Source organism: Methylomonas sp. Uni0011, from assembly GCF_056850255.1.
In genome coordinates this window covers 256,748-277,741 of sequence record NZ_JBVVNO010000001.1, presented here as the reverse complement: position 1 = coordinate 277,741, position 20,994 = coordinate 256,748, and the positions used below count along the sequence as shown (strand labels likewise).

At 52.0% G+C, this 20,994-nt stretch carries 19 protein-coding genes; 13 read left to right on the top strand and 6 right to left on the bottom strand.

Annotation, left to right across the window (positions count from 1 at the left end):
- The first annotated feature begins 2 nt into the window (after positions 1–2).
- The 4 genes from sdhA to queA all read left to right on the top strand — a co-directional run bounded on the left by sdhA (position 3) and on the right by queA (position 3,945).
- On the top strand, positions 3–1,787 hold the full coding sequence (gene sdhA, locus AC0IM9_RS01205) for a succinate dehydrogenase flavoprotein subunit (RefSeq protein ID WP_482802751.1): 1,785 nt from the start codon (positions 3–5) through the stop codon (positions 1,785–1,787).
- Positions 1,787–2,569: a succinate dehydrogenase iron-sulfur subunit gene (locus AC0IM9_RS01200; protein ID WP_482802750.1), complete on the top strand. Its 783-nt coding sequence runs from the start codon at positions 1,787–1,789 to the stop codon at positions 2,567–2,569. The genes sdhA and AC0IM9_RS01200 overlap by 1 nt, the downstream gene beginning before the upstream one ends.
- Positions 2,566–2,853: an FAD assembly factor SdhE gene (locus AC0IM9_RS01195; RefSeq protein WP_482802749.1), complete on the top strand. Its 288-nt coding sequence runs from the start codon at positions 2,566–2,568 to the stop codon at positions 2,851–2,853. Before AC0IM9_RS01200 ends, AC0IM9_RS01195 begins: the two co-directional genes overlap by 4 nt.
- Positions 2,854–2,925: 72 nt before the next feature.
- The gene (gene queA / locus AC0IM9_RS01190) at positions 2,926–3,945 is read left to right on the top strand and encodes a tRNA preQ1(34) S-adenosylmethionine ribosyltransferase-isomerase QueA (protein WP_482802964.1); all 1,020 of its coding nucleotides are present in this window, start codon (positions 2,926–2,928) and stop codon (positions 3,943–3,945) included.
- Between the two features lie 58 nt (positions 3,946–4,003).
- Here queA and AC0IM9_RS01185 read toward each other — a convergent pair whose 3' ends face one another.
- The 6 genes from AC0IM9_RS01185 to AC0IM9_RS01160 all read right to left on the bottom strand — a co-directional run bounded on the left by AC0IM9_RS01185 (position 4,004) and on the right by AC0IM9_RS01160 (position 11,183).
- Positions 4,004–4,468, bottom strand: a complete 465-nt coding sequence (locus tag AC0IM9_RS01185) for a type IV pilin protein (protein ID WP_482802748.1) — start codon at positions 4,466–4,468, stop codon at positions 4,004–4,006.
- Positions 4,469–4,534: 66 nt separating this feature from the next.
- Entirely contained in the window at positions 4,535–8,485 is a 3,951-nt protein-coding gene (locus AC0IM9_RS01180; RefSeq protein ID WP_482802747.1) for a pilus assembly protein, read from the bottom strand.
- A 29-nt stretch (positions 8,486–8,514) separates the two neighbouring features.
- A complete protein-coding gene (locus AC0IM9_RS01175) occupies positions 8,515–9,006 on the bottom strand; it encodes a pilus assembly PilX family protein (RefSeq protein WP_482802746.1) in 492 nt (163 codons plus the stop codon).
- A 7-nt stretch (positions 9,007–9,013) separates the two neighbouring features.
- Positions 9,014–10,102: a PilW family protein gene (locus AC0IM9_RS01170; RefSeq protein ID WP_482802745.1), complete on the bottom strand. Its 1,089-nt coding sequence runs from the start codon at positions 10,100–10,102 to the stop codon at positions 9,014–9,016.
- On the bottom strand, positions 10,099–10,566 hold the full coding sequence (pilV, locus tag AC0IM9_RS01165; RefSeq protein ID WP_482802744.1) for a type IV pilus modification protein PilV: 468 nt from the start codon (positions 10,564–10,566) through the stop codon (positions 10,099–10,101). Before pilV ends, AC0IM9_RS01170 begins: the two co-directional genes overlap by 4 nt.
- Entirely contained in the window at positions 10,566–11,183 is a 618-nt protein-coding gene (locus AC0IM9_RS01160) for a GspH/FimT family pseudopilin (protein ID WP_445370426.1), read from the bottom strand. The genes pilV and AC0IM9_RS01160 overlap by 1 nt, the downstream gene beginning before the upstream one ends.
- 262 nt (positions 11,184–11,445) lie before the next feature.
- On the opposite strand from AC0IM9_RS01160, the gene AC0IM9_RS01155 reads away from it, so the two are divergent.
- Genes AC0IM9_RS01155 through cheD form a run of 9 tightly spaced genes read left to right on the top strand, consistent with a single transcriptional unit; the run spans position 11,446 to position 20,991 of the window.
- Complete coding sequence (locus tag AC0IM9_RS01155; protein WP_140911594.1) at positions 11,446–11,808, top strand: response regulator; 363 nt, start codon at positions 11,446–11,448, stop codon at positions 11,806–11,808.
- A 39-nt stretch (positions 11,809–11,847) separates the two neighbouring features.
- On the top strand, positions 11,848–13,926 hold the full coding sequence (locus AC0IM9_RS01150; RefSeq protein WP_482802743.1) for a chemotaxis protein CheA: 2,079 nt from the start codon (positions 11,848–11,850) through the stop codon (positions 13,924–13,926).
- Positions 13,927–13,942: 16 nt separating this feature from the next.
- The gene (locus AC0IM9_RS01145) at positions 13,943–14,467 is read left to right on the top strand and encodes a chemotaxis protein CheW (protein ID WP_278212160.1); all 525 of its coding nucleotides are present in this window, start codon (positions 13,943–13,945) and stop codon (positions 14,465–14,467) included.
- A gap of 33 nt (positions 14,468–14,500) precedes the next feature.
- Positions 14,501–17,698, top strand: a complete 3,198-nt coding sequence (locus tag AC0IM9_RS01140) for a methyl-accepting chemotaxis protein (protein WP_482802742.1) — start codon at positions 14,501–14,503, stop codon at positions 17,696–17,698.
- A 44-nt stretch (positions 17,699–17,742) separates the two neighbouring features.
- Entirely contained in the window at positions 17,743–18,219 is a 477-nt protein-coding gene (locus tag AC0IM9_RS01135) for a chemotaxis protein CheW (RefSeq protein WP_140911591.1), read from the top strand.
- Positions 18,216–18,980 carry a ParA family protein gene (locus tag AC0IM9_RS01130; RefSeq protein ID WP_482802741.1) on the top strand — a complete coding sequence of 255 codons (765 nt, stop codon included), beginning with the start codon at positions 18,216–18,218 and terminating at the stop codon, positions 18,978–18,980. Before AC0IM9_RS01135 ends, AC0IM9_RS01130 begins: the two co-directional genes overlap by 4 nt.
- Positions 18,980–19,486: an STAS domain-containing protein gene (locus AC0IM9_RS01125; RefSeq protein WP_482802740.1), complete on the top strand. Its 507-nt coding sequence runs from the start codon at positions 18,980–18,982 to the stop codon at positions 19,484–19,486. Before AC0IM9_RS01130 ends, AC0IM9_RS01125 begins: the two co-directional genes overlap by 1 nt.
- Positions 19,487–19,522: 36 nt before the next feature.
- Positions 19,523–20,359, top strand: coding sequence for a CheR family methyltransferase (locus AC0IM9_RS01120; protein WP_482802739.1), 837 nt, complete (start codon positions 19,523–19,525; stop codon positions 20,357–20,359).
- Entirely contained in the window at positions 20,356–20,991 is a 636-nt protein-coding gene (cheD, locus tag AC0IM9_RS01115; RefSeq protein WP_140911587.1) for a chemoreceptor glutamine deamidase CheD, read from the top strand. The genes AC0IM9_RS01120 and cheD overlap by 4 nt, the downstream gene beginning before the upstream one ends.
- Positions 20,992–20,994: the final 3 nt, after the last annotated feature.

Genomic DNA, 20,994 nt, shown 5'->3' with positions numbered 1-20,994 from the left:
TCATGGCCTCAGCATATAACATCATTGAACACCAGCACGATGTGGTGGTGGTTGGCGCCGGCGGTGCCGGCTTGCGAGCGACTTTCGGCATGGTGGAGAAAGGGCTGAAAACCGCTTGTATCAGCAAGGTGTTTCCGACCCGCAGTCATACGGTGGCGGCGCAGGGCGGTATCAGTGCGGCATTGGGTAACATGGGCGAAGACGACTGGCGGTTCCATATGTACGATACCGTCAAAGGTTCGGATTGGCTGGGCGACCAGGACGCCATCGAATACATGTGCCGCGAGGCAATTCCGGCCATCATCGAACTGGAGCACTATGGCGTACCGTTTTCGCGGACAGCGGAAGGTAAAATTTACCAGCGCGCGTTCGGCGGCATGTCCACCCATTACGGTAAGGCGCAGGCGCAACGCACTTGCGCGGCAGCCGACGTTACCGGCCATGCCATTCTGCACACGCTGTATCAACAAGCTTTAAAGCACAACGCCGAGTTTTTCGTCGAATACATCGCGCTGGATCTGATCATGGAAGACGGCGAATGCCGCGGCGTGCTGGCGTGGTGTCTGGATGACGGTTCGATTCATCTGTTTCGCGGCCATCAAACCGTGCTGGCGACCGGCGGTTACGGCCGGGCGTTTTTCTCCTGTACCTCGGCGCACACGGTGACCGGCGACGGTAACGGCATGGTCCTGCGGGCCGGTTTGCCGCTACAGGACATGGAGTTCGTCCAGTTCCATCCGACCGGTATTTACGGCTCAGGTTGTCTGATCACCGAAGGCGCGAGAGGCGAGGGCGGTTACCTGACCAATTCGGAAGGCGAACGGTTCATGCCCAATTACGCGCCCAACGCGAAAGACTTGGCGTCGCGCGATGTGGTCAGTCGGGCGATCACGATGGAAGTTAACGCCGGCCGCGGCGTCGGTCCGAAACAAGACCACGCATTGCTGCACCTGGAACACCTCGATCCGGCCATCATTCACGAACGCCTGCCCGGTATCGCCGAAACGGCGCGCATCTTTGCCGGCGTCGATGTCACCAAACAGCCGATTCCGGTGATTCCAACCGTGCATTACAACATGGGCGGTATTCCGACCAACTATAAAGCCGAAGTCGTGACCTTGAAGGACGGCGATCCCGACAGCGTGGTGCCGGGTCTGATGGCGATCGGGGAAACGGCTTGCGTCTCGGTTCACGGCGCCAACCGGTTGGGATCCAATTCTTTGCTGGACTTGGTCGTATTCGGCCGTGCCGCCGCGATTCGTGCCACCGAATTGATCAAGCCGGGCATGCCGCACAAACCGTTGGCCAAAGACGCCTGCGACAAAGCCTTGTCGCGGTTCGACACTATCCGCCATGCCGACGGCAGCAGAAAGACCGCTGAGATTCGCTTGGACATGCAAACCACGATGCAGGCCAAGGCGGCGGTATTTCGTACCGCCGAGACTTTACGGGAAGGCGTGGAACGCATCGGAGAGATTGCCGCATCGTTCGGTGATGTCAAAGTCGGCGATAAATCGTTGATCTGGAATACCGATTTGGTGGAAACCCTGGAGCTGGATAATCTGTTGGGCCAAGCCCAAGTCACGATTGCCGCCGCCGCCAACCGGCAAGAAAGCCGCGGCGGCCACGCCCGCGAGGATTTTCCGCAGCGTGACGACAAAAACTGGCTGAAACACACATTGACTTGGCGTCAGGATAATCAAGTAACTATCGATTATCGTCCTGTTCATTTATATACGCTGACTGACGAAGTGGAAGTCGTGGCGCCGAAAGAGAGGGTCTACTAATGGTTGAATTTACTTTACCCAGAAACTCCGTCGTCAAGAAAGGCAAGCTGTACAAAGCTGACGGGGCCACGAATATCCGTCTGGTTCAAGTCTACCGCTGGGACCCGGATTCCGGCGAGAATCCGCGGATCGATAGTTACGAGATCGATATGGATCACTGCGGGCCGATGGTGCTGGATGCGATTTTGAAGATCAAGAACGAAATCGATAGCAGCTTGACCTTTCGCCGCTCCTGTCGAGAAGGGGTCTGCGGTTCGTGCGCAATGAACATCAACGGCAAAAACACCTTGGCCTGCACCAAAGCCATCAGCGATTACCAAGGCACCATCAAGATATTCCCGCTGCCGCATATGTCGGTAATCAAGGATTTGGTGGCCGACATGAGCCATTTTTTCGAACAGTATGCATCGATCAAACCTTGGCTGACGGCTTCAGCTGAAGCGCCGGCCGATAGCGAACGGCTGCAAAGTCGGGAAGATCGGGCTAAATTGGACGGTCTCTACGAATGTGTGCTGTGCGCCTGCTGTTCGACCAGTTGCCCGAGTTATTGGTGGAACAGCGATAAGTACCTAGGGCCGGCGATTTTGTTGCAAGCCTACCGCTGGTTGGCGGATAGCCGCGACGACAACGATAAGGAACGCTTAGACGAATTGGACGAATCGTTCAAGCTCTACCGCTGCCATACCATCATGAATTGTACCGACACTTGTCCGAAAGGTCTGAATCCGGCCGAGGCCATTGCCGAAATCAAGAAGCGGCTGGTAGAACGCGACCACTTGTGAGCGAATTGAATAAACTGCGCTGGCGTTGCCGGCGCGGCACCTTGGAACTGGATTTATTATTGCTCCGCTATTTAGAACACGCGTATTTGTCCGCCCCCCCAGAACGGCAACATGCCTTTCTACGCGTATTGGATATGGAAGACGTCGAACTGATGCCGTATTTGATGAGCGACCGGTTACCGGCAGACGCTAGTTTGGCAGAGCTGGTTATTGCCATCCGCTCATTACCTGCCATACAGCAAACGGACGAATCGTCCACTACCCCCGACGACATATCGAATTAAGCCGGTTTTTTGTTTGCCCATCTATTCTCGGTTCGGTAGCCACCGGACGCCTTATCGTTACCCAATCTTATGATGAAAAAGAGCGACTTCAATTACCGCTTGCCGGAAGAGTTAATTGCCCAATATCCCTTGCCGCAGCGTAGCGCCAGCCGCCTGTTACACCTGGATAAGTCAAGCAGTGTAGTGTTTGACCGCCAGTTTACTGATTTGGTCGACTTGTTGTCGCCTGATGATTTATTAGTATTCAATGATACTAAAGTGATTCCAGCCCGTATTTTCGGTCGTAAAGCCAGCGGCGGTAAGGTCGAGATTTTGATCGAACGCATCGAAAGCCAGCAGCAGGCTTTGGCTCATATCAGAGCCAGCAAGTCGCCGAAGCCGGGCGCCAGGATTCAGTTGGAAAACGGCTCTTGTCTGGAAGTCGTCGAGCGGGAGGCGGATTTATTCCGTCTACGTTTTTCTGGGGCTGATGGTGTCCTGGCGTTGTTGGACGAAGTTGGACATATTCCGCTGCCGCCGTATATCAATCGCGATGATGAAAATAGCGATCTGGAACGCTATCAGACCGTATTCGCGGAGCAGGCCGGCGCCGTCGCGGCGCCGACCGCCGGTCTACATTTCGACCAAGCGATGTTGGATAGGCTGGACCGCAAAGGGGTGAAACGGGCGTTTGTGACCTTACATGTCGGTAGCGGTACCTTCAGGCCGGTGCGAGTGGAAGACCTGAGCCAGCACACCATGCATAAAGAGTTTTACAGCGTGTCGCAAAGCGTTGTCGCTGCAGTCGAAGCTGCGCGGTTGCGGGGAGGGCGGGTGGTCGCGATAGGGACGACTGCGGTCAGGGCGTTGGAGTCGGCGTCAGCTGGCGGTCAGCTGGCGGCGGGAGTCGGCGATACCGATTTGTTTATTACGCCAGGTTACCGTTTTAAATCGATCGACGCGTTATTCACCAACTTTCATTTGCCGGAGTCGACATTACTCATGTTGGTTTCCGCATTTGCCGGTTACGACGCGGTAATGGCCGCCTACCGCCATGCCATAGACCAACGTTACCGTTTTTTCAGTTACGGCGATGCGATGTTGATAATTTGATGCCGATTTCCTATGTCCGGCTAAATCCAGGCTATTCGATTTCTGAACATAAACCTGTTTATTTGGCCCAGCAGGTGGTGGCGTCCAAACTGCCACCCGACACGCTTTTCGTTCCCAAGTTATTAATGATCAGCGTGCCGCATTTGTCCGAGGTCTGCCTGCCGGTCGGTGAGGCTTGAATTGTGTAAGAATTCTGAGTTGCAGCAAAAATCGTTAAATTGTAAGTGGCGGTTCCACCATCAATGGGTACCTGTGTGGCATAAATCGACGGCGAGCCCGTGTCATTCGAATTAGTTCCGCAAGCATCTGCTCCGCCTGCTCCTCCGGCGTCGCAGTAAGAATTGGTGGCGGTGAATTGCCGCTCCAACGCGTTTGCCAGCCCCAGTAATGCGCCTTTGGCGTCGCTACGCCGTGCACGCATGACATAATCCTGATAACTGGGAATGGCTATTGCGGCCAAAATGCCGATGATGGCTACGGTAATCATCAGTTCGATCAAGGTGAATCCCATCTGTCTCTTCATGTGCTTACGTTCCGATTTACACCTGCGTTGTAGTTTTGGACTGTCCCGTACGGCCGTCGCCTGTCTTTATTGAATTTGAATCCAATATTCCCGTTTTACCGTACCTGAACTCCCTGTTCCTGAGCCGCTGCCGCAGTTATTGGCGATCGTCATGATTTCTCCGCTACTGCCGGACATTTCTTTGAACGCAACACACTTAGTGCTGTCGTTGGACTCTAGCCATATCGGAGCTTTTGCGATGCCGACTGTGGACTGCAACCCAGTGACCGAAAACAGGACACCGTTGATTTTAACTTTGTCACTATCATCGAATTTCTTGTCGTTATTCAAATCGAAAGACGAAGCAGTGGGTGCTCCTCCAGTGATTAAATCGATTTCGTTCAACCACGTCGTGCCTCCGGACTCGCAGGGATCCGATTTAGGTATGGTGGTCGCGAATATCACTCTGCCATACCTGATTAGCGGTGCAGAGTTTACCCGCTCGCCGACACTGAGATCGAGATACCATCCTCTTTTCGAAGACCAGTCGACGGTATTGCTTGTGGTCAAGCGGATGTCAGAACCGAATGCAGTCGTCGTGGTCACGATGGTTTGCGATTGTAATGCCGAACGCGAAACAGTGCCGGAGGTGCTGGGTTTGTCCCAGATACCGTAAAACGTTTGCCCGTCAGTGTTGGAGGCATCGGTGGTTGTTATGTAACTTCCGGTGCCGAAATACACTAAAAACCCGCCGTCGGGGTGGCCGCCGGTTAGTGGTTGCGATGTAATGGGTTGTCTTTGATTTGCACTATTTACTGCCGTAAATAGCGCGGCACCGCCGTTGCCCAAACCCCAGGCCGTAGAATTTTCGCCACTTAAATCGAATTTCCATAAATTTCCCTGTAAGTCGCCAGCATAGACTGCATCGATAACTTTGTCACCATCGGCGTCCAGGAGATACGGTGTCGATAACCCGTTGCTAGTTTCGCTATTAGTCTCGATCTTTTTGATCAGATCGCCATTGGACAAATTGACGATGAATAAGAATGCTCTGCCGGATGAACTGTTATAACCGTTGCCAAAAATCGCCGCCCAGATAACGTTGGTACCGTTTCGAAGTAGGCCGATTTGCGGCTGGCTGTAGGTGTAACCTAAGTCGGTCGCAATGGTGGAATCCTTCTCTAAATTCGCATTGTTCGGAAACTCCCACATCACATTGGTTTGACTGAAATTTGTCGGATCGGTGACATCTAAAGCATAAATAGTCTTGCCGCCTTTGCCTAAACCGCCGACCAAAACTGTTTTCCATGAGCCAGACAAGTAGGCGTCGCTGGCTAGGGGGCCGGAGTCCACAAAGTAGCGGTGATTATAATCCGGGCTGGTTAGGGCACTTAACTGACCGTAAACCCCGGCCGGAATATAGGCAAATATTTCTTTGCCGGAATTGGTCTGGCCTGTGTCGGCTTGGAAACCATGCAACATGCCGTCGTTGGCCCCAACGTATACCATGGGAGTTCGATCAATATTGTCTGCGATATAAGTAGCGTAGGTGGATTGTCCAGCGGTACCTGAAGGCAATGCGGTAAAACCGAAATCAGTGTTTTTCACAAAGTAGGGGTCGGAGTTTACTATGTCGCCAAGAAGGGTGTTTTTACGTTTACGGAAGTCGCTGATTGTGTAGCCGCGGAGCCAATTCAGTCTGTTTGTGCAACTATTGTCGGTGCCATTCAAAGCCGACTGTTGTGAAGAATTAAGCGTTGAACAACTGTCAAATAAAATTCCATTAGTGCCATTGTAAGTGAATATGTGTTGTTTCCTAACATCAGGATCGGGAATCAGTGTTGCTGCATCCCATACGCTGTCTAAGGGCAGACCTGTCGTTGGATTGATTGGTCTGGCGTAGAAATGCCCAGACCAATCCGACGGGTCGAATTGCGCCTGATAGAGCAACGTTGTCGTTTGCAAACCGGTGGAGTTGGCTGCCAGCGCGGCAGCGGTCATACTTTCATCAGCCACCTCGTGCAGGATGCTGTTGAATGCGTCGACCAAGTCAGCCGCACTTTCGGTGCCGAAAAATTTGCCTCTGCCGCTGATTGCCGCATGCCATAAGTCGTAAATTTTGCTTGGCGTGGAAGCTACATAACCTGCACAGCTTTCCCCGTTTGCAGTATAAGGCCAGCAAGACTGGGATGGAGAACTGGAACTCGTTGTACTGGTGGGGCAGGAGGTGCCCGCCACCAGCTTGTCATAATCGCCAGTGTAAGTATTACCGCCCCAGTTCGGATAAGGACTGACCAAGCTGCCGCTTAATCCCAGACCAACCGAGTACGTGTTCAAATGTTGCCAGGTTGCCGGATCATTTTTGGGATTAAACCATTCTTCCGATTTTTTTGCGGCCAAGTCGGTGTTGGTCGACGCTTCCCGAATCAACGGACTCAGTTTGTTGTCGATGCCGGTTTGCAGATCCTGCGCCCAATAGTAAAAGGCGACGTCGGAAAGATTGGTGGCCTGTTTGTCCCGGAATGGGAAACTGGGTGTCCAACTATAGTTGCTGCTGCCGTCCGGGCCCAGCGGAACGCTGGTCGCGGTACTATTGGTGTCGCCAATACCGGCGTAGTCGGAAGCGGCATCGCCGCACCAACTGCCGTCGGTCATCATCAAGTGGACGCTACGGCGGCAGGCATAATGGTTGCCGTCCAAAATTTGTGGATCTTCCGCGTAAGGGTGATTGATATTCACGGTGCCCTGGAAATATTTGCCAGCATTGTTTGCCGCTTTTAGCAAGTAAGTACCGCCGGACGCTGGGAATCTTGACAGCCAGTTGAACAGATCTTCTTTGTGAGTCACGTCCCTGGTTTCATAAACGGTAGTGGTGACTGTTTCGTTCCAGGAAATTACTACGTTGGAGATATTTGAAGAATCGCTGGCGATGCTGTTGGGAACATTTATTCGGTATACGCCGCTGTTAATGGATGTTCCAGTGGTGTAATAGTTCTTACAGTAAGTAACGTTGCTGCAACTGGCCGTTACAAGGCCTAGAGTCGCATTGGCAGGCGAACCTTGGCCGGATGTAGGCGGAAAACCTGTCCCCGCAACGGGTGAAGTTTGGGTGCAGCTACTCAGTTCGATACGATCCCCGGAATTGCTACTATTAAATTTAGCAGTACATGTATAACTATAATGTGTTGTTGTCGTGTTGCTACTGAGTATTGTGTTGGTTGTTTCGGTGTGAGTAACCGCGTTCAATCGACGTATACGGTTGTCGATACTTTGCCCAGGACTGCCCCAGCCGTTGCAACTGGTGCCGAAACTGTTACAAGAATTGATGGCCTGCCAAGCGACCCGAATGCTACCACTCAGACCGGCAAAACCATTCATCGCTGCCGATACAGTCGCCAAGTTGCGTGTCCGGTAATAAGAATACCAGTTAGCGAAATTTTGTTGCGCAGTGGCCGACAGTGTTGTGACATCGTAGTAATCGTAGCAATCTTCATCGGATTTAGTTCCGTCGCAGCTAGCGTTTGTACTATCAAACAAATAATAAAAAGCGCGGCCGCCGGAAGATGGAGAAGACGCAAAAGTCTGCGAACTATTGTTTGGGTTATATTCGAGTGTCACACGGTAATTGCTCGATAAGTTCACTGTGCCGCGACTGGTATCGAAACCGTTAATCGGTGCGTCGGTGAAGCTAACGTTCGGGTAACAGGTCGAAGGATTGGTATTATCCAACTTACAGTTACCGCCGTTGTATTTGGGAGGAGGGGTATAAGTTACAGTTGGATTGTAATAGATCGCGTTGAAATTGGCGGCTTTGAAGCGTTTTGTGCCTTGATTGGTATCCAAACCATCCGGAACGTAGCCCCAAGCCATACTGCCAGAATCGTCCAGTGTCAGCAGAACGTTAGGAGGCATGCTCGCGGTCACGAACAACGGCAGATCGGCGATGTCGAGGTCTGTCGCATGCGCAACAGGCGCTTGTATTGTAGCGACCAGTGCTACCGCTAAATACGCAAATATGTTGATTGAACTCGGCTTCATGGGCGACTCCCTAACCGTAATTGGCTGGATCATGGACTTGGGGTATAGCTGAAAGCAGCTTGCAGAATCACTACGGCACTGGTGTCTCCCCCTACCGCACGCGTAGTCACGCGGTAATGTTCAACAGTACCGACATTGGGCAGTTTTTCTATGATGTAGCGCGGATTTTCCGCAACACCGGTGACGGTATAGGATTTATAACTCGCCCAGTTGGCAATATTGCCCCAATAGCTGCTGTCGTTGGCGTGAGATGGATTGTTGACTAGGCCGGCAGGGACGGCACCGGTCCAGGGACCGACTCGCCAAGTGGTCAGTGTATTGCCGGCGTTTTTTAAAGCGGCTTCTGCGGCTTGAAATGCCATGTCCCGGTTCCTGGTATTCCCAGCCATCCTTTCTTCTAAGCCGCTGTTTTGTACTGCGTTGTTGCCAATCAGCATTAACGCCACTAAAAAGATCAAAGCGGTAAAAAGCACCACGCCGCGTTGTTTTGAAGGGAAGTTGTTGTAGCGCGAGAGTTTCATTAAAGCCTCACAGGCGATTTCTGATCGCTATCGTGGTGGTGAAGACTTTACGCAACAGGTTGTCCGCAGCAGTCGTGCTGGTTCCGTTGTAAGTATAGGTTTGGGCCTGTGAGGTAATTCCTTGCTCGTCCTGGCGGGATACCATCAGTAAGCTGATACGCAAACCCAGCACTTTGGACCAATCCGTGACGTTGCTGGCCGTAACGTAACTGTCGACGGTTTGGTCAGCCGGAACCGTAGTGTCAATACCGTAAGTAACTTGCATGTCTTCTACGCCATCAATCAACTCCTCCGCAATGGTATTCGCTGTAGGCGTACCCCCTACCGTCGCGGACCGCAATCTTTCTCGGTACAAAGCAGGTTCCCCGGCGGCGTTTGTTCGGATGTAGTAGGTGTTGGCGCTTAATTCCAGTACTCCACTGTTTGCTGCAAAGGTCACGGTGGATCCTGGATTAGCGCAGTTAACGGGTGTGGGGATCGCCCCCAACTCTGAGGTACAGTTGCCGGGCGATATTCCGGTCTCGCCATGTGTGATCGTGGTGCTAGTTACGGCGCTAGCTTGAAATATCGCGGTGTTGGTTGTGCCGCTGATCACTAGAATGTCACCGGCACTGAAATTATGGGCGGCGCTTAGAGTTATTGTCGGGGGTACATGGCTACTGACGATCATTTCGGTGGCTTTGTCTGCCCGAATTGCACTGAATGAGTCTCCGCGAAGCCGATCACCAGCACTCATGTCAGCCGGCAAGCTATCCTCATAGCCCCGGAGCGGTTGAGTCAGTAGTTTTTTGCTCCACCAAGTTGCTGATGTGTTTGTGACGTCATTGCACTCTGAAGATGTGCAGGCCACATAACCGGAGAATCCGACCATTCGGGTGTCTCGGTCTATTGCTTCGAAAGCGAAACGAGCGTTTTCTTGCATGCGCGACATCACTTCCTGTACCCGAAAGCTTTGCCGGCTAGCCAAAAAAATACTGCCGATCGCACCAATGATGATCAAGCCAATCGTCAAGGCCACCATCAGTTCGATGAGTGTCACTCCTCGGTTAGCGGAGGCAGGGCTAGAGTGTCGATACGCGTTTGAATGACGGGTCATATCACACTGCGAGTTGAAAAACTGGTCACTACGCCATCTCCGTCTTCATCCCATTGCACGTTAATGACTGCGGTTCCACTGCTGTTGACCGAGAGGCTGGCGTCGCCAACAGGTAGGGCGGCACTTACAGTGTTTTTCCAATCGCCGAGGTCTGAGCGCAGCGCCGCGGCGCAATTGGTTAGTGCATTGGGTGGGGTTGGCGGTGCTGCACCGAATGCCACGTTACAATTGCCTGTAATTGCCGAAGTGCGATTGAGCCTGAGTCGCTCCAACACGTCGTTTGCCAAGAATGTGGCTTGGCTGCGCAAAAACGCTGAATTATTGTTTTTCACCGTGGTGGCCAACAAACCGGCGTAACCCAATAGACCGATTGCCACGATCAACATCGTGATTAAAACCTCTATCAAACCGCTGCCGGTCTGCTTGAAACTTGGAGACGCAGACTGTTTGGCTGGGTAGTTCATTAAGGGCTGGTGCATGACGTCAGTTCGCTGGCTAAGTCGCTTTTTTCCGGAATGCCGTCACGGTCGCTATCGCGACCTTGACCAACACGCCCGGTGGGACCGACCACAACCAGGCGCGAAGTTCTGGATTCAGGGAGATTGTTGCCGTCGTGGTTGTCGCATATCGCGAACGTCCCCTGGGTGTTGCTGTCACCAGTCGGCTTGTAGTGGATAAAGGATGTAAATGTATTAGAACGCAATGTGAAGTTTTCCGGCAGACCTTCGTAAATCCTTAGCACGCAATCTTCGCCCGATTCGCAAAGATTGTTGTCACCATCGTCGTTAAATACGTTAGTGACTGCGTTGGTTGAGCGATCGATGTCGATAAATACTTGCCATCCGTTTTCCCATTGGGCTCCTGTTCTGGCTGCAACGACGATTTGGCCGCGCTTTATCGCTTCGTTGCGGGTGTAGTTTAGAGCGGTAACGAGCTGGTTGGCGGCAGAGGTAAGGCGGCTGCTGCGCACTGCGGCTGTAAAGCTTGGAATCGCGACAGCGGCCAGAATACCGACGATGGCGACGACTACAATTAACTCCACCAAGGTAAAGCCGAGCAATTGCGCCGATTTAAGTTTCATTCTTCGGGAAAGCTCCAGGTTGATCGAAAGGTTGTTCTTCGAGAACTAATAACCGGACCTGAAGATAGCACAGGATCAAACAAAGTTATGAGAGCTGAAACAAAATTCGGCGCGACCTCGCAAGATCGGATTTCAGTAACTACACTCTTGTAGGAGCTTGACTACACTTCCTGCGTCTAGGAATTGGAGTAACGCTCGGCGGAGCCAAAACGGCAATTTCGACTAGGTTTTTTACTGTGACTTAAAACTGGAGGAAATAATTGTGGCGACGATTCTTGCCGTAGACGATTCGGCATCGATGAGACAAATGGTGGCGTTTACTCTGAAGGGGGCCGGCTACAGCGTAGTGGAAGCGGTCGATGGTGTGGATGCTTTGAACAAAGCCAAAGGGCAGGCTTTCGATTGTGTGGTGACCGATGTCAACATGCCCAACAAGGATGGAATCCAATTGATCAGAGAACTGCGGGCGCTGCCCAACTACAAGTTCACGCCGATGTTGATGTTGACGACTGAAGCGGGGTCAGACAAAAAGCAACAGGGTAAGGATGCCGGAGCAACCGGCTGGATCGTGAAGCCGTTCAATCCTGATCAGTTACTGAAAACAATCAAGAAAGTGATGGGCTGAAGTCCAACGGCATCTTGACAGTCATTTTTGGGTGGTTGTATGGCAATCGATATGGCGCAATTTCATCAAGTGTTCTTCGAAGAAAGTTTCGAAGGATTGGATGCGATGGAATCCGGCTTGCTGAACATGGATACCGGCGATGTTGATGCCGAAGAGATCAATACTATCTTCCGTGCAGCCCACTCCATAAAAGGCGGTAGCGGCACATTCGGCTTTAACGCGGTGTCCGATTTCACCCACGTGATGGAGACATTGCTCGACGAAATGCGCGACGGTCGGCGTAAAGTGACGCAACCGGCCGTAGATGTTTTACTGGGTTCGGTCGATTGCTTGCGCGATATGTTGCAATCGATCCAGATCGGCGCCGAAATCGATCAGGCGACGGTCTCGGCCCACAAGCAAGCCTTGGATAACGAGTTGCGCAATGCCGGGCAGCCGGCCGGCGACCCTAGGGGCGTAATCGCTCAGCCGATCCTACAGCAACCCGCTCCGCAGCAAAGTGATACGGCGGAACTGAGCGGTTGGTCGATCGCGTTCAGCCCGCATCTGAACTTACTCAAAACCGGCAACGAACCGGTAAGGATGTTCAGAGAATTAGCCGCTCTGGGAGAATTAAAGACAACGGTTGATTTACAAGGCGTACCCAGTCTTTACGATCTGGATCCTGAAGAATGCCATTTGTCTTGGAAATTGCACGTCGCGGGAAACATCCCGGCCGGCGAAATCGACGAAATTTTCGATTGGGTGGAAGACCACTGCGATTTGGCCAAGCAGCCCATCCATCAGTCAGACGCGGTGCACGTTGAGCAACCGGTTGATATTCCGGCAGTGACTGCCAGCGTGGCGGCGGTCGAAGCCAGGCCTGAGGCGGAGCCGGGAAACGAAACCGGCGCGCAAGCGGCAGATGCGAAATCGGCCAAAAAAGACGATGCGAAAGTTGCCGGCAAAGGCTCAAGCTCGATTCGGGTCGATACCGGTAAGATCGATACCTTGATTAATATGGTTGGCGAACTGGTCATCACTCAATCGATGTTGAGTTTGTTGGGCGAGCACTTTGAAATCAACAAGCTTGATCAGCTAAAAAACGGCTTATCGCAATTGGAGCGTCACACGCGCGAATTGCAGGAAAGCGTAATGAATATTCGGATGCTGCCAATCAGCTTCGTATTCAGCCGGTTTCCGCGTTTGGCGCATGACATCAGCAGTAAGCTGGGTAAAAAAATCGAGCTTCGATTGGTCGGCGAAAATACCGAAGTGGATAAAACCGTCGTCGAGTTGCTGAGCGATCCTCTGGTACATCTGGTCCGCAACAGTCTGGATCACGGTATCGAAATGCCCGAAGTGCGCGTTGCGGCCGGCAAACCCGAAACCGGCACGGTCACCCTTGAGGCGTACCACCGCGGCGGAAATATCGTGATTGAAGTTTCGGACGACGGCAAAGGTTTGGACAAAGAAAAGTTGCGCGCCAAAGCGGTCGAAAAAGGCTTGATTGATGCCGATGCCGTACTGAGCGAAAAACAGACATACGAGTTGATCTTCATGCCTGGTTTTTCGACGGCGGAAAAATTGACAGACATCTCCGGCCGCGGCGTCGGTATGGATGTGGTGAGGCGTAATATTCAAGCCTTGGGCGGCGATATCGAAATCTTGTCGGAGTTGGGTAAGGGCTCGACTATCTCCATCCATTTGCCGCTGACCTTGGCGATTTTGGACGGCCAATCGATCGCGGTGGGCGACGAGACCTACATTTTACCGTTGGGCTCGATTATTGAATCCCTGCACGTCAGAGAAGAGTTTATTAACCGGGTGGCCGGGAAGGGCGAGACCTTTTTGCTGCGGGGCCAATATCTGCCGGTGATCCGCATTCACGAGATCTTTAAAGTACCCAGCGCCAAAAATACCAAATTGACCGAAGGATTAATCGTTGTGGTTGAAGGGCAAGGCGCACGCTGCGGATTGTTTGTTGACGACTTGCTAGGCCAACAGCAAGTCGTGATTAAGTCGCTCGAAGCCAATTATCGGCGGATCGAAGGCGTCTCGGGGGCGACCATCCTCGGCGACGGCTCGGTTGCGTTAATTTTGGATATTCCAGGATTGGTCCGATTATCAAATCAATAATTGCTGCGAATTAAATATGACTCATAACGCCGAAACGATTACCTCCGAACAGGCGGAAGCCATCAATCAGGAACATCTGTTGCAGTTTTTGAGTTTTACCCTGGGCCGGGAAGAATACGGAGTCGATATTTTAAGGGTTCAGGAAATCAGGAGCTGGGAACCCGTGTCGCGTATTCCGAACGTCCCCGCTTACGAAAAAGGCGTCGTTAATCTGCGCGGTGCGATCGTACCCATCATCGACTTACGAGAGCGGTTTCAACTCGGACGCTGCGAATATACCGCGCTTACGGTGGTGGTGGTGCTACAGGCTAAAGTTGCAGACCGGACTAGAATTATGGGCGTGGTGGTCGATGCGGTTTCCGACGTAGTGGACGTCAATAAAAAACAGATTCAAACCGCACCCGATTTTGGGGCCAAGGTCAGTACCGAGTTCATAACCGGTCTGGCTTCAGTGGGCGGCCGGATGGTTATGCTGTTGGACGTCGATAAACTACTCAGTCTCGATGGTGTAAATGATGAAAATGACAATTCGAACAAATAAAGCAAGAAAATTAGCGGCTAAGGAGCGTTCAAAATGAAGATAAACCATCCGGTAACCGACCGTGAAGTGTTGATGAAAGAAGGCACCATCCTGGTTACTAAGACCGATTTAAAAGGTCGGATTGTCGACGTTAACGAAGCCTTTGTCGAAATCAGCGGATTTTCGAGAGAGGAATTGCTTGGCCAGAACCACAATATCGTTCGCCACCCGGATATGCCGCCGGAAGCGTTCGCCGACTTGTGGAGTACGATTTCCAAAGGTAAACCTTGGCGGAATTTAGTGAAAAATCGTTGTAAATCAGGCGATTACTATTGGGTGGAAGCAAACGTTTCGCCTGTTTTCGAGCAAGGCAAGGTCACCGGCTACGTCTCCGCCCGCTATGCACCGAGTCGGGAGCAAATCCGTGCGGCAGAGCTTTTGTACGACAGTGTCCGTAATAAGAAGAGCCAGATCAGATCGGATCGGTTTGTCGATAAGATCAATTTCGTCAATCGGCTGAACATAACCGCCAAACTGGTGCTATTCGCGCTGCTGTTGCTGCTGCCCGGCGCGGTTTTGCTGGGGATGGTCAACCAAGACAAAAACGCCGACATCGAATTCGCCAGAAAAGAAATCCGCGGCGTAGATTATCTAAAATCGTTGAAACATTTGCTTGTCCAATTGACCGAACATCGAGGAGCAAGCTATCTGGCCTTGTCTGCGGCCGGTAATCGCGACTCCGCCGCATTGGGCCAATCTGCCAAACGGGTTGCCGATGCGATAAAAGCGGCTGATGCGGTGGATGCCGAGTTTGGCGCTGAATTCAACAGCACCGAAGCGTGGCAAAAAATCAAAAGTGATTGGGCGCTACTCGAGCCGCAAAACGCAGCGCAGCTGACTGCGCAAGCCAGTTTGGCTAAGCACAGCGAGTTGGTTGAGAACGTTACCAAGCTGATGATTCATGTTAGCGACCAGTCGAATTTGACGCTCGATCCCGAGGTAGGCTCCTATTATGTGATGAACGTTGTCTCGATACGGCTACCGGAATTAATCGACCATGTCAGCGAGCACATGGCGAATGCGGTTGTATTGGCAAAAGCCGGGACTAGTCTGGACCCGCAAGCCAAAATCGAAATGGCCGTGGTCGACCAGCATATCGGCGAAAGGCTTGGAGAAACCGAACATGATTTGGCGGTGGCGTATGCCGCCGATGCCGAAGCGAAAACGGCGCTGGCCGACAAACAGGAGATACTGTTTGGCGACACGGCAAAGTTTTCCGATTTGATCAAACAAAATTTATATCTGGCGTCGGCGGTGAACGTTTCGCCGGACCGCATCGCGGTTTCCGGTGCGTCGGCCTTGCAAGCGGTGAATGCCTTATACGATGCCGCAAGTCCGTTATTGAGAAGCATGTTGCAGAAACGGGTCGATGGACTGGAGCAGGAAAAATATCGTCAGTTCGCAGCGGTAAGCGGATTGATAGTGATCGTAGCGCTGATCGGGTTCGCGATTGTCCGCCACATCACTTCGAATCTGCGTACTGTGAAAGGGGTATTTGCCAAAATCACGGAGGGTAATTTCCGTAGCACCATTCACTTGGACGGGCACGACGAACTGGGCGATTTACTACGCAGCTTGCAAATGATGCAAGTCAATCTGAATGTCGACATTTCCGACACACGGGAACGAGCCATAAAAGCCACTCGCGTCGAACGGGCCTTGGATAACGTCAGTTCGTGCGTGATGTTGGCGAATAGTAACTTGGAAATTATCTACATGAACAGAGCGGTAGCGGAGTTGTTCAAAAACGCCGAGCAGGATATTCGGCAGCAGTTACCTCGCTTCGATTCGTCCAAATTGATGGGGGCAAATATCGACCAATTTCATAAAAATCCGAGCCATCAGCGCGGTATGTTGGCCAAATTGGAATCGACTTACAAATCAGGCCTGGAAATCGGTAGCCGCCATATGAATATTATCGCCAATCCGGTCATAGACGCAGAAGGCAACCGGATCGGCACCGTAGTCGAGTGGCTCGATAGAACCCACGAAGTGAAGATCGAACGCGAAATAGCTGAAATCGTCGAGGCGGTAAAAGTTGGAGAGCTCTCCAGTCGAATCGAGTTGGGCAACAAGCAAGGCTTTTTTGCCTCGCTCAGTGCAGGCATTAACGAATTGACCGACGTCATCGAAAACGTATTCAGCGATATCGGCAGCACAATGCAGAGTATGGCGGAAGGTGATTTGACCAATCGTATCGATCGCGATTACCGGGGCACCTATTTGAAATGCAAGAACGACATCAACAGCACGATAGACAAATTGAACGAGATATTCGGCCAAGTCAGCGAGTCGGCGCATTTTATCAATAACTCCTCGCAAGAAATTGCGAGTGGAAACAATAACTTGTCGCACCGAGCCGAGCAGCAGGCGGCCAATCTGGAGCAAACGGCTGCCAGCATGGAGCAACTGACCAGTACGGTGAAAAACAATGCCGATAATGCTCAGCAAGCCAACTTGGTAGCCAATAATGCCAAAGATCTGGCTGAGAAAGGCGGAAACGTGGTTAAGGCTGCAGTCGCGGCGATGCAAGAGATCAACGAGAGCAGCAATAAAATTGCCGACATCATCGGTGTCATCGACGAAATTGCATTCCAGACCAATTTGTTGGCATTGAACGCATCGGTGGAAGCCGCCAGGGCCGGTGAACAAGGACGCGGTTTCTCGGTGGTGGCGACCGAGGTCAGAAATCTGGCGCAGCGCAGTGCGACGGCAGCCAGGGAAAGTAAAGAACTGATTCAAAACAGCGTGCAAAAAGTTCGAGCCGGAACCGAGTTCGTCAATGAAACCGGCAAGGCGCTCACCGAAATCGTTGCCGGCGTCAAAAAAGTGGGCGACATTGTGGCCCAGATAGCGGACGCCAGTGTCGAACAGTCTGCCGGTATCGGCCAGGTCAACCAAGCCGTGGCGCAGATGGATGAGATAACCCAGCAAAATGCTGCATTAGCCGAAGAAGCCTCGGCGGCAAGCGTATCGATGAGCGATTTGTCTACCAATATGGTCGAGATGCTCGCTTTCTTTAAAACCGACAAAAACATTGGTCAACAACCTGTTGCGCAGCGTGGACATAGCCCCACGGTCGCCCGGACGGAGGTTGTGCGTAGCGCTCCTGTTGCGGTTCCAGCCGCAAATACGCAGCCTGCCTTTGCCTCTAAATCGAACGATGCGGATGACGAATGGCAGGATTTTTGAGGGTGTTGCAAACATTATCGAGCGATCGGCGAGGACGATGAGCCATGGCAACCAATAAGCAGGTTGAACAATTTCTGACGTTCGAACTGGCGGGAGACGCTTACGGTATCGATATCTTGAAAGTCCAGGAAATCCGGGGTTGGGAACCGATCCGTAAGATTCCGAATACACCGGCTTTCGTCAAAGGTGCGCTGAATCTGCGCGGGACCATTGTGCCGATTATCGATTTGCGCGAGCGGTTTCAGATGGAAAAAGTCGAATACACGCCGGTGACGGTGGTGATTGTCATGAGTATCCAAACCGCAGCCGGAACCACTGTGATGGGGGTCGTTGCCGATACCGTGTCCGACGTGTTGGATATTAATCCGGCGGATATTAAAAACGCGCCGAATTTGGGGACTAAAATCAATACCGAATATATGCGAGGCATGTATGTCGGCAAAAAACACATGGTGATGCTGTTGGATGTCGACAAATTGCTGAATCCGGAAGAGTTCATCAATATCGCCAATTTGCAATGAAGGCGAAAGTCATAGCCGTACTGAATCAGAAGGGCGGTGTTGGCAAAACCACGACTTCGGTCAATTTGACCCATGCTTTGGCCAGATCCGGAAAGGCGGTAACTGTGATCGATCTCGATCCGCAGAGTCACTTGGCGGTGTCGCTGGGAATCGTCGGGCCGCAGCCGCAAGGGGGGATCGATGAAGTCATGCTGAATTGCGGTTCGTTACAGAGTCGATGCATTCCGGCCAGAAAAAATTTGAATCTGGTGGTGTCCGGCCCACGCCTTCAAGAAATCGAGCAACTAAGCGACGGCGATTCCTGCCGCGGCGATTTACTGCGTAAGGCTTTGGAATATTCGGATCCGGATCAGGACTTTATTTTTATCGATTGTCCGCCGTCTTCGGGCGTGCTGGTCGCGAATGCCTTGTTCGCCGCCGACGAGATTTTGATTCCGATGACCAGCGATTATCTCGTTCTCCAAGGCTTGTCGCATTTGATGGGGACCATCAAGAAATTCGAGGCGGCGTTGCAACGGCAGTACCGTTTTTCGTTGGTAATGTCGCGTTACATACCGACGCGGCGGTTATCCGCAGATGTATTGGATCTGGTTAAAAACTATTTCCCCGGCAAAATTTTGGCGACACCGATCAGGGAGACGGCGTTGCTGGCCGAGTGCCCGAGTTTTGGTAAGACTATTTTTGAGTATCGTCCAGGCTGCCGTTCGGCACGGGATTTTGCCGAATTGGCCAAAGACTTTTTGGAAAATAGGGTGATGTAATGGCTGAAAATGGCGAAAACAGTTTGATTGGCTACGATCCGTTAGCCTGGATGCGAACCTTGGATCCTGAGGAGCAAGCCGCTGAGGCGATGCCAGCGGCTGAACCCGCCGATGGCGAGGACACCGTGACATCGGTAACGGAAGCCGCCGATGCCATCGTCTCCGATACGGCGTCAACCGACGAATTATCGGAATCCGTGCCGCAAACGTCCGCTAAAGGTAGCTTGGCGTTGGAACCGTTGTTGAATATACAGGGCGTCGCCGATTTGCATCAAAATTTGATGCAAATGTTAAGCCGGTACGATGCGATCGACATAGACGCCTCGGCGGTGGCCAGCATCGACACGTCGACTCTTCAATTGCTGGTGATTCTGAAACGGACGGCCGCCGGGTTGCAGAAAGTCGTGGCGATCGATTTTCCTTCGGATAAGTTTATCGAGGCGGCGGAGCTGTTAGGTGTCTCCGAAATGCTGGAGGTCGATACCGCTGCCTCCGGTTTTTTTTAAACCTCTCCGGTTCGCTATCGAATGGCTACAGGCAATATGGCAAGCAGTATTCGCGAATTCGAATATACTCACGCGGATTTCGATGTTCTTCGAAAAATTTCCCGCCAGTATTCCGGCATATTAGTGCCGGACGACAAGTTCGACATGTTTTATTCCCGGCTAGCGAAGCGGATTCGTCTGTTGGGTCTGAGCAGCTTTAAAGAATATTGTCACTATCTCACCGACCATCCCGACACCGAGTTTACCGAGTTCATCAATGCGGTTACGACCAACCTGACTGCGTTTTTTCGGGAAAACCACCATTTCGAATATTTGAGTACTACCGTGGTGCCTGAGCTTTTGAAAAAAAAAGCCGGGACCAAACAGGTCAAAATTTGGTCGGCCGGGTGTTCTACCGGTGAAGAGCCCTATTCATTGGCGATAACCTTAAAAGAAAGGTTGCCGGCCGATTGGGATATAAAGATTCTGGCGACCGATCTCGATACCAATGTGTTGGCCACTGCCGCCAGCGGGGTTTATAGCGAAGAGCGCGTCACCGGTATTGCCGAGCAGCGACTAAAGCGCTGGTTTCAAAAAGGCAGCGGCCGGCAGGCGAACAAAGTGCGCGTCAGAGCCGAATTGCGTCAATTGATAACCTTCCGGCAATTGAACTTGATGCAGGAATGGCCGATGCGCGGCGGTTTCGACGCTATTTTTTGCCGAAACGTATTGATTTATTTCGACCGCGAAACCAAAGCCATGCTCGCAGAACGCTATGCCGGTTTGCTCGATACCGGCGGTTGTCTGTTTATAGGCCATTCGGAATCGTTGCATCAGCTCGATACCGCCTTCGATCCGATTGGAAACACTATTTACAGGAAAGCGCGCAAGTGACCCGTCATACAGTCGAAAAACCACCGATCGCCGGCTTCGAGGGCATAAACCGCTACTGGGATCAGGAAAACCAAATTATTGCCGCGAAATTGATGCCCGGCGACTACTATGTCACCGGTGCCGATGAAATGATCACCACTGTGCTGGGGTCTTGTGTGTCGGCATGTATTCGCGATTGCGAATCCGGAATCGGCGGTATGAACCACTTCATGTTGCCGGAGACCAGCCAAAATCGTTTGAACGCGCGCGACGAAGCCGTGGTGGGCAATGCCTTGCGTTACGGCAATTACGCCATGGAGCATCTGATCAACACCATATTGCAACATGGCGGGAAACGAAAGAATTTGGAAGTCAAGTTATTCGGCGGCGGCAAAATTATTGCTTCGCTGAGTGACGTCGGCGCTCGCAACGTGCAATTTGTGTTGGATTATGTCGATACGGAAGCGTTGAAGTTGGTTTCTCAAGACTTGGGCGATATCTACCCGCGTAAAGTCAATTTCTTTCCGCGTACCGGACGCGTCAGAATGAAAAAAATCAAAGACTTGCATAACCAGACCATTTTCCTGCGCGAGAAACAATACAGTTTCAGCATCAAAGACGCACCGGTTGAAGGCAGCGTCGAGTTGTTCTAGAGG

Coding starts and splice junctions, on each gene's coding strand:
- sdhA (WP_482802751.1), top strand. CDS start 3: ATGGCCTCAGCATATAACATCATTGAACACCAGCACGATGTGGTGGTG.
- AC0IM9_RS01200 (WP_482802750.1), top strand. CDS start 1,787: ATGGTTGAATTTACTTTACCCAGAAACTCCGTCGTCAAGAAAGGCAAG.
- queA (WP_482802964.1), top strand. CDS start 2,926: ATGAAAAAGAGCGACTTCAATTACCGCTTGCCGGAAGAGTTAATTGCC.
- AC0IM9_RS01185 (WP_482802748.1), bottom strand. CDS start 4,468: ATGAAGAGACAGATGGGATTCACCTTGATCGAACTGATGATTACCGTA.
- AC0IM9_RS01180 (WP_482802747.1), bottom strand. CDS start 8,485: ATGAAGCCGAGTTCAATCAACATATTTGCGTATTTAGCGGTAGCACTG.
- AC0IM9_RS01175 (WP_482802746.1), bottom strand. CDS start 9,006: ATGAAACTCTCGCGCTACAACAACTTCCCTTCAAAACAACGCGGCGTG.
- AC0IM9_RS01170 (WP_482802745.1), bottom strand. CDS start 10,102: ATGACCCGTCATTCAAACGCGTATCGACACTCTAGCCCTGCCTCCGCT.
- pilV (WP_482802744.1), bottom strand. CDS start 10,566: ATGAACTACCCAGCCAAACAGTCTGCGTCTCCAAGTTTCAAGCAGACC.
- AC0IM9_RS01160 (WP_445370426.1), bottom strand. CDS start 11,183: ATGAAACTTAAATCGGCGCAATTGCTCGGCTTTACCTTGGTGGAGTTA.
- AC0IM9_RS01150 (WP_482802743.1), top strand. CDS start 11,848: ATGGCAATCGATATGGCGCAATTTCATCAAGTGTTCTTCGAAGAAAGT.
- AC0IM9_RS01145 (WP_278212160.1), top strand. CDS start 13,943: ATGACTCATAACGCCGAAACGATTACCTCCGAACAGGCGGAAGCCATC.
- AC0IM9_RS01140 (WP_482802742.1), top strand. CDS start 14,501: ATGAAGATAAACCATCCGGTAACCGACCGTGAAGTGTTGATGAAAGAA.
- AC0IM9_RS01135 (WP_140911591.1), top strand. CDS start 17,743: ATGGCAACCAATAAGCAGGTTGAACAATTTCTGACGTTCGAACTGGCG.
- AC0IM9_RS01130 (WP_482802741.1), top strand. CDS start 18,216: ATGAAGGCGAAAGTCATAGCCGTACTGAATCAGAAGGGCGGTGTTGGC.
- AC0IM9_RS01125 (WP_482802740.1), top strand. CDS start 18,980: ATGGCTGAAAATGGCGAAAACAGTTTGATTGGCTACGATCCGTTAGCC.
- AC0IM9_RS01120 (WP_482802739.1), top strand. CDS start 19,523: ATGGCAAGCAGTATTCGCGAATTCGAATATACTCACGCGGATTTCGAT.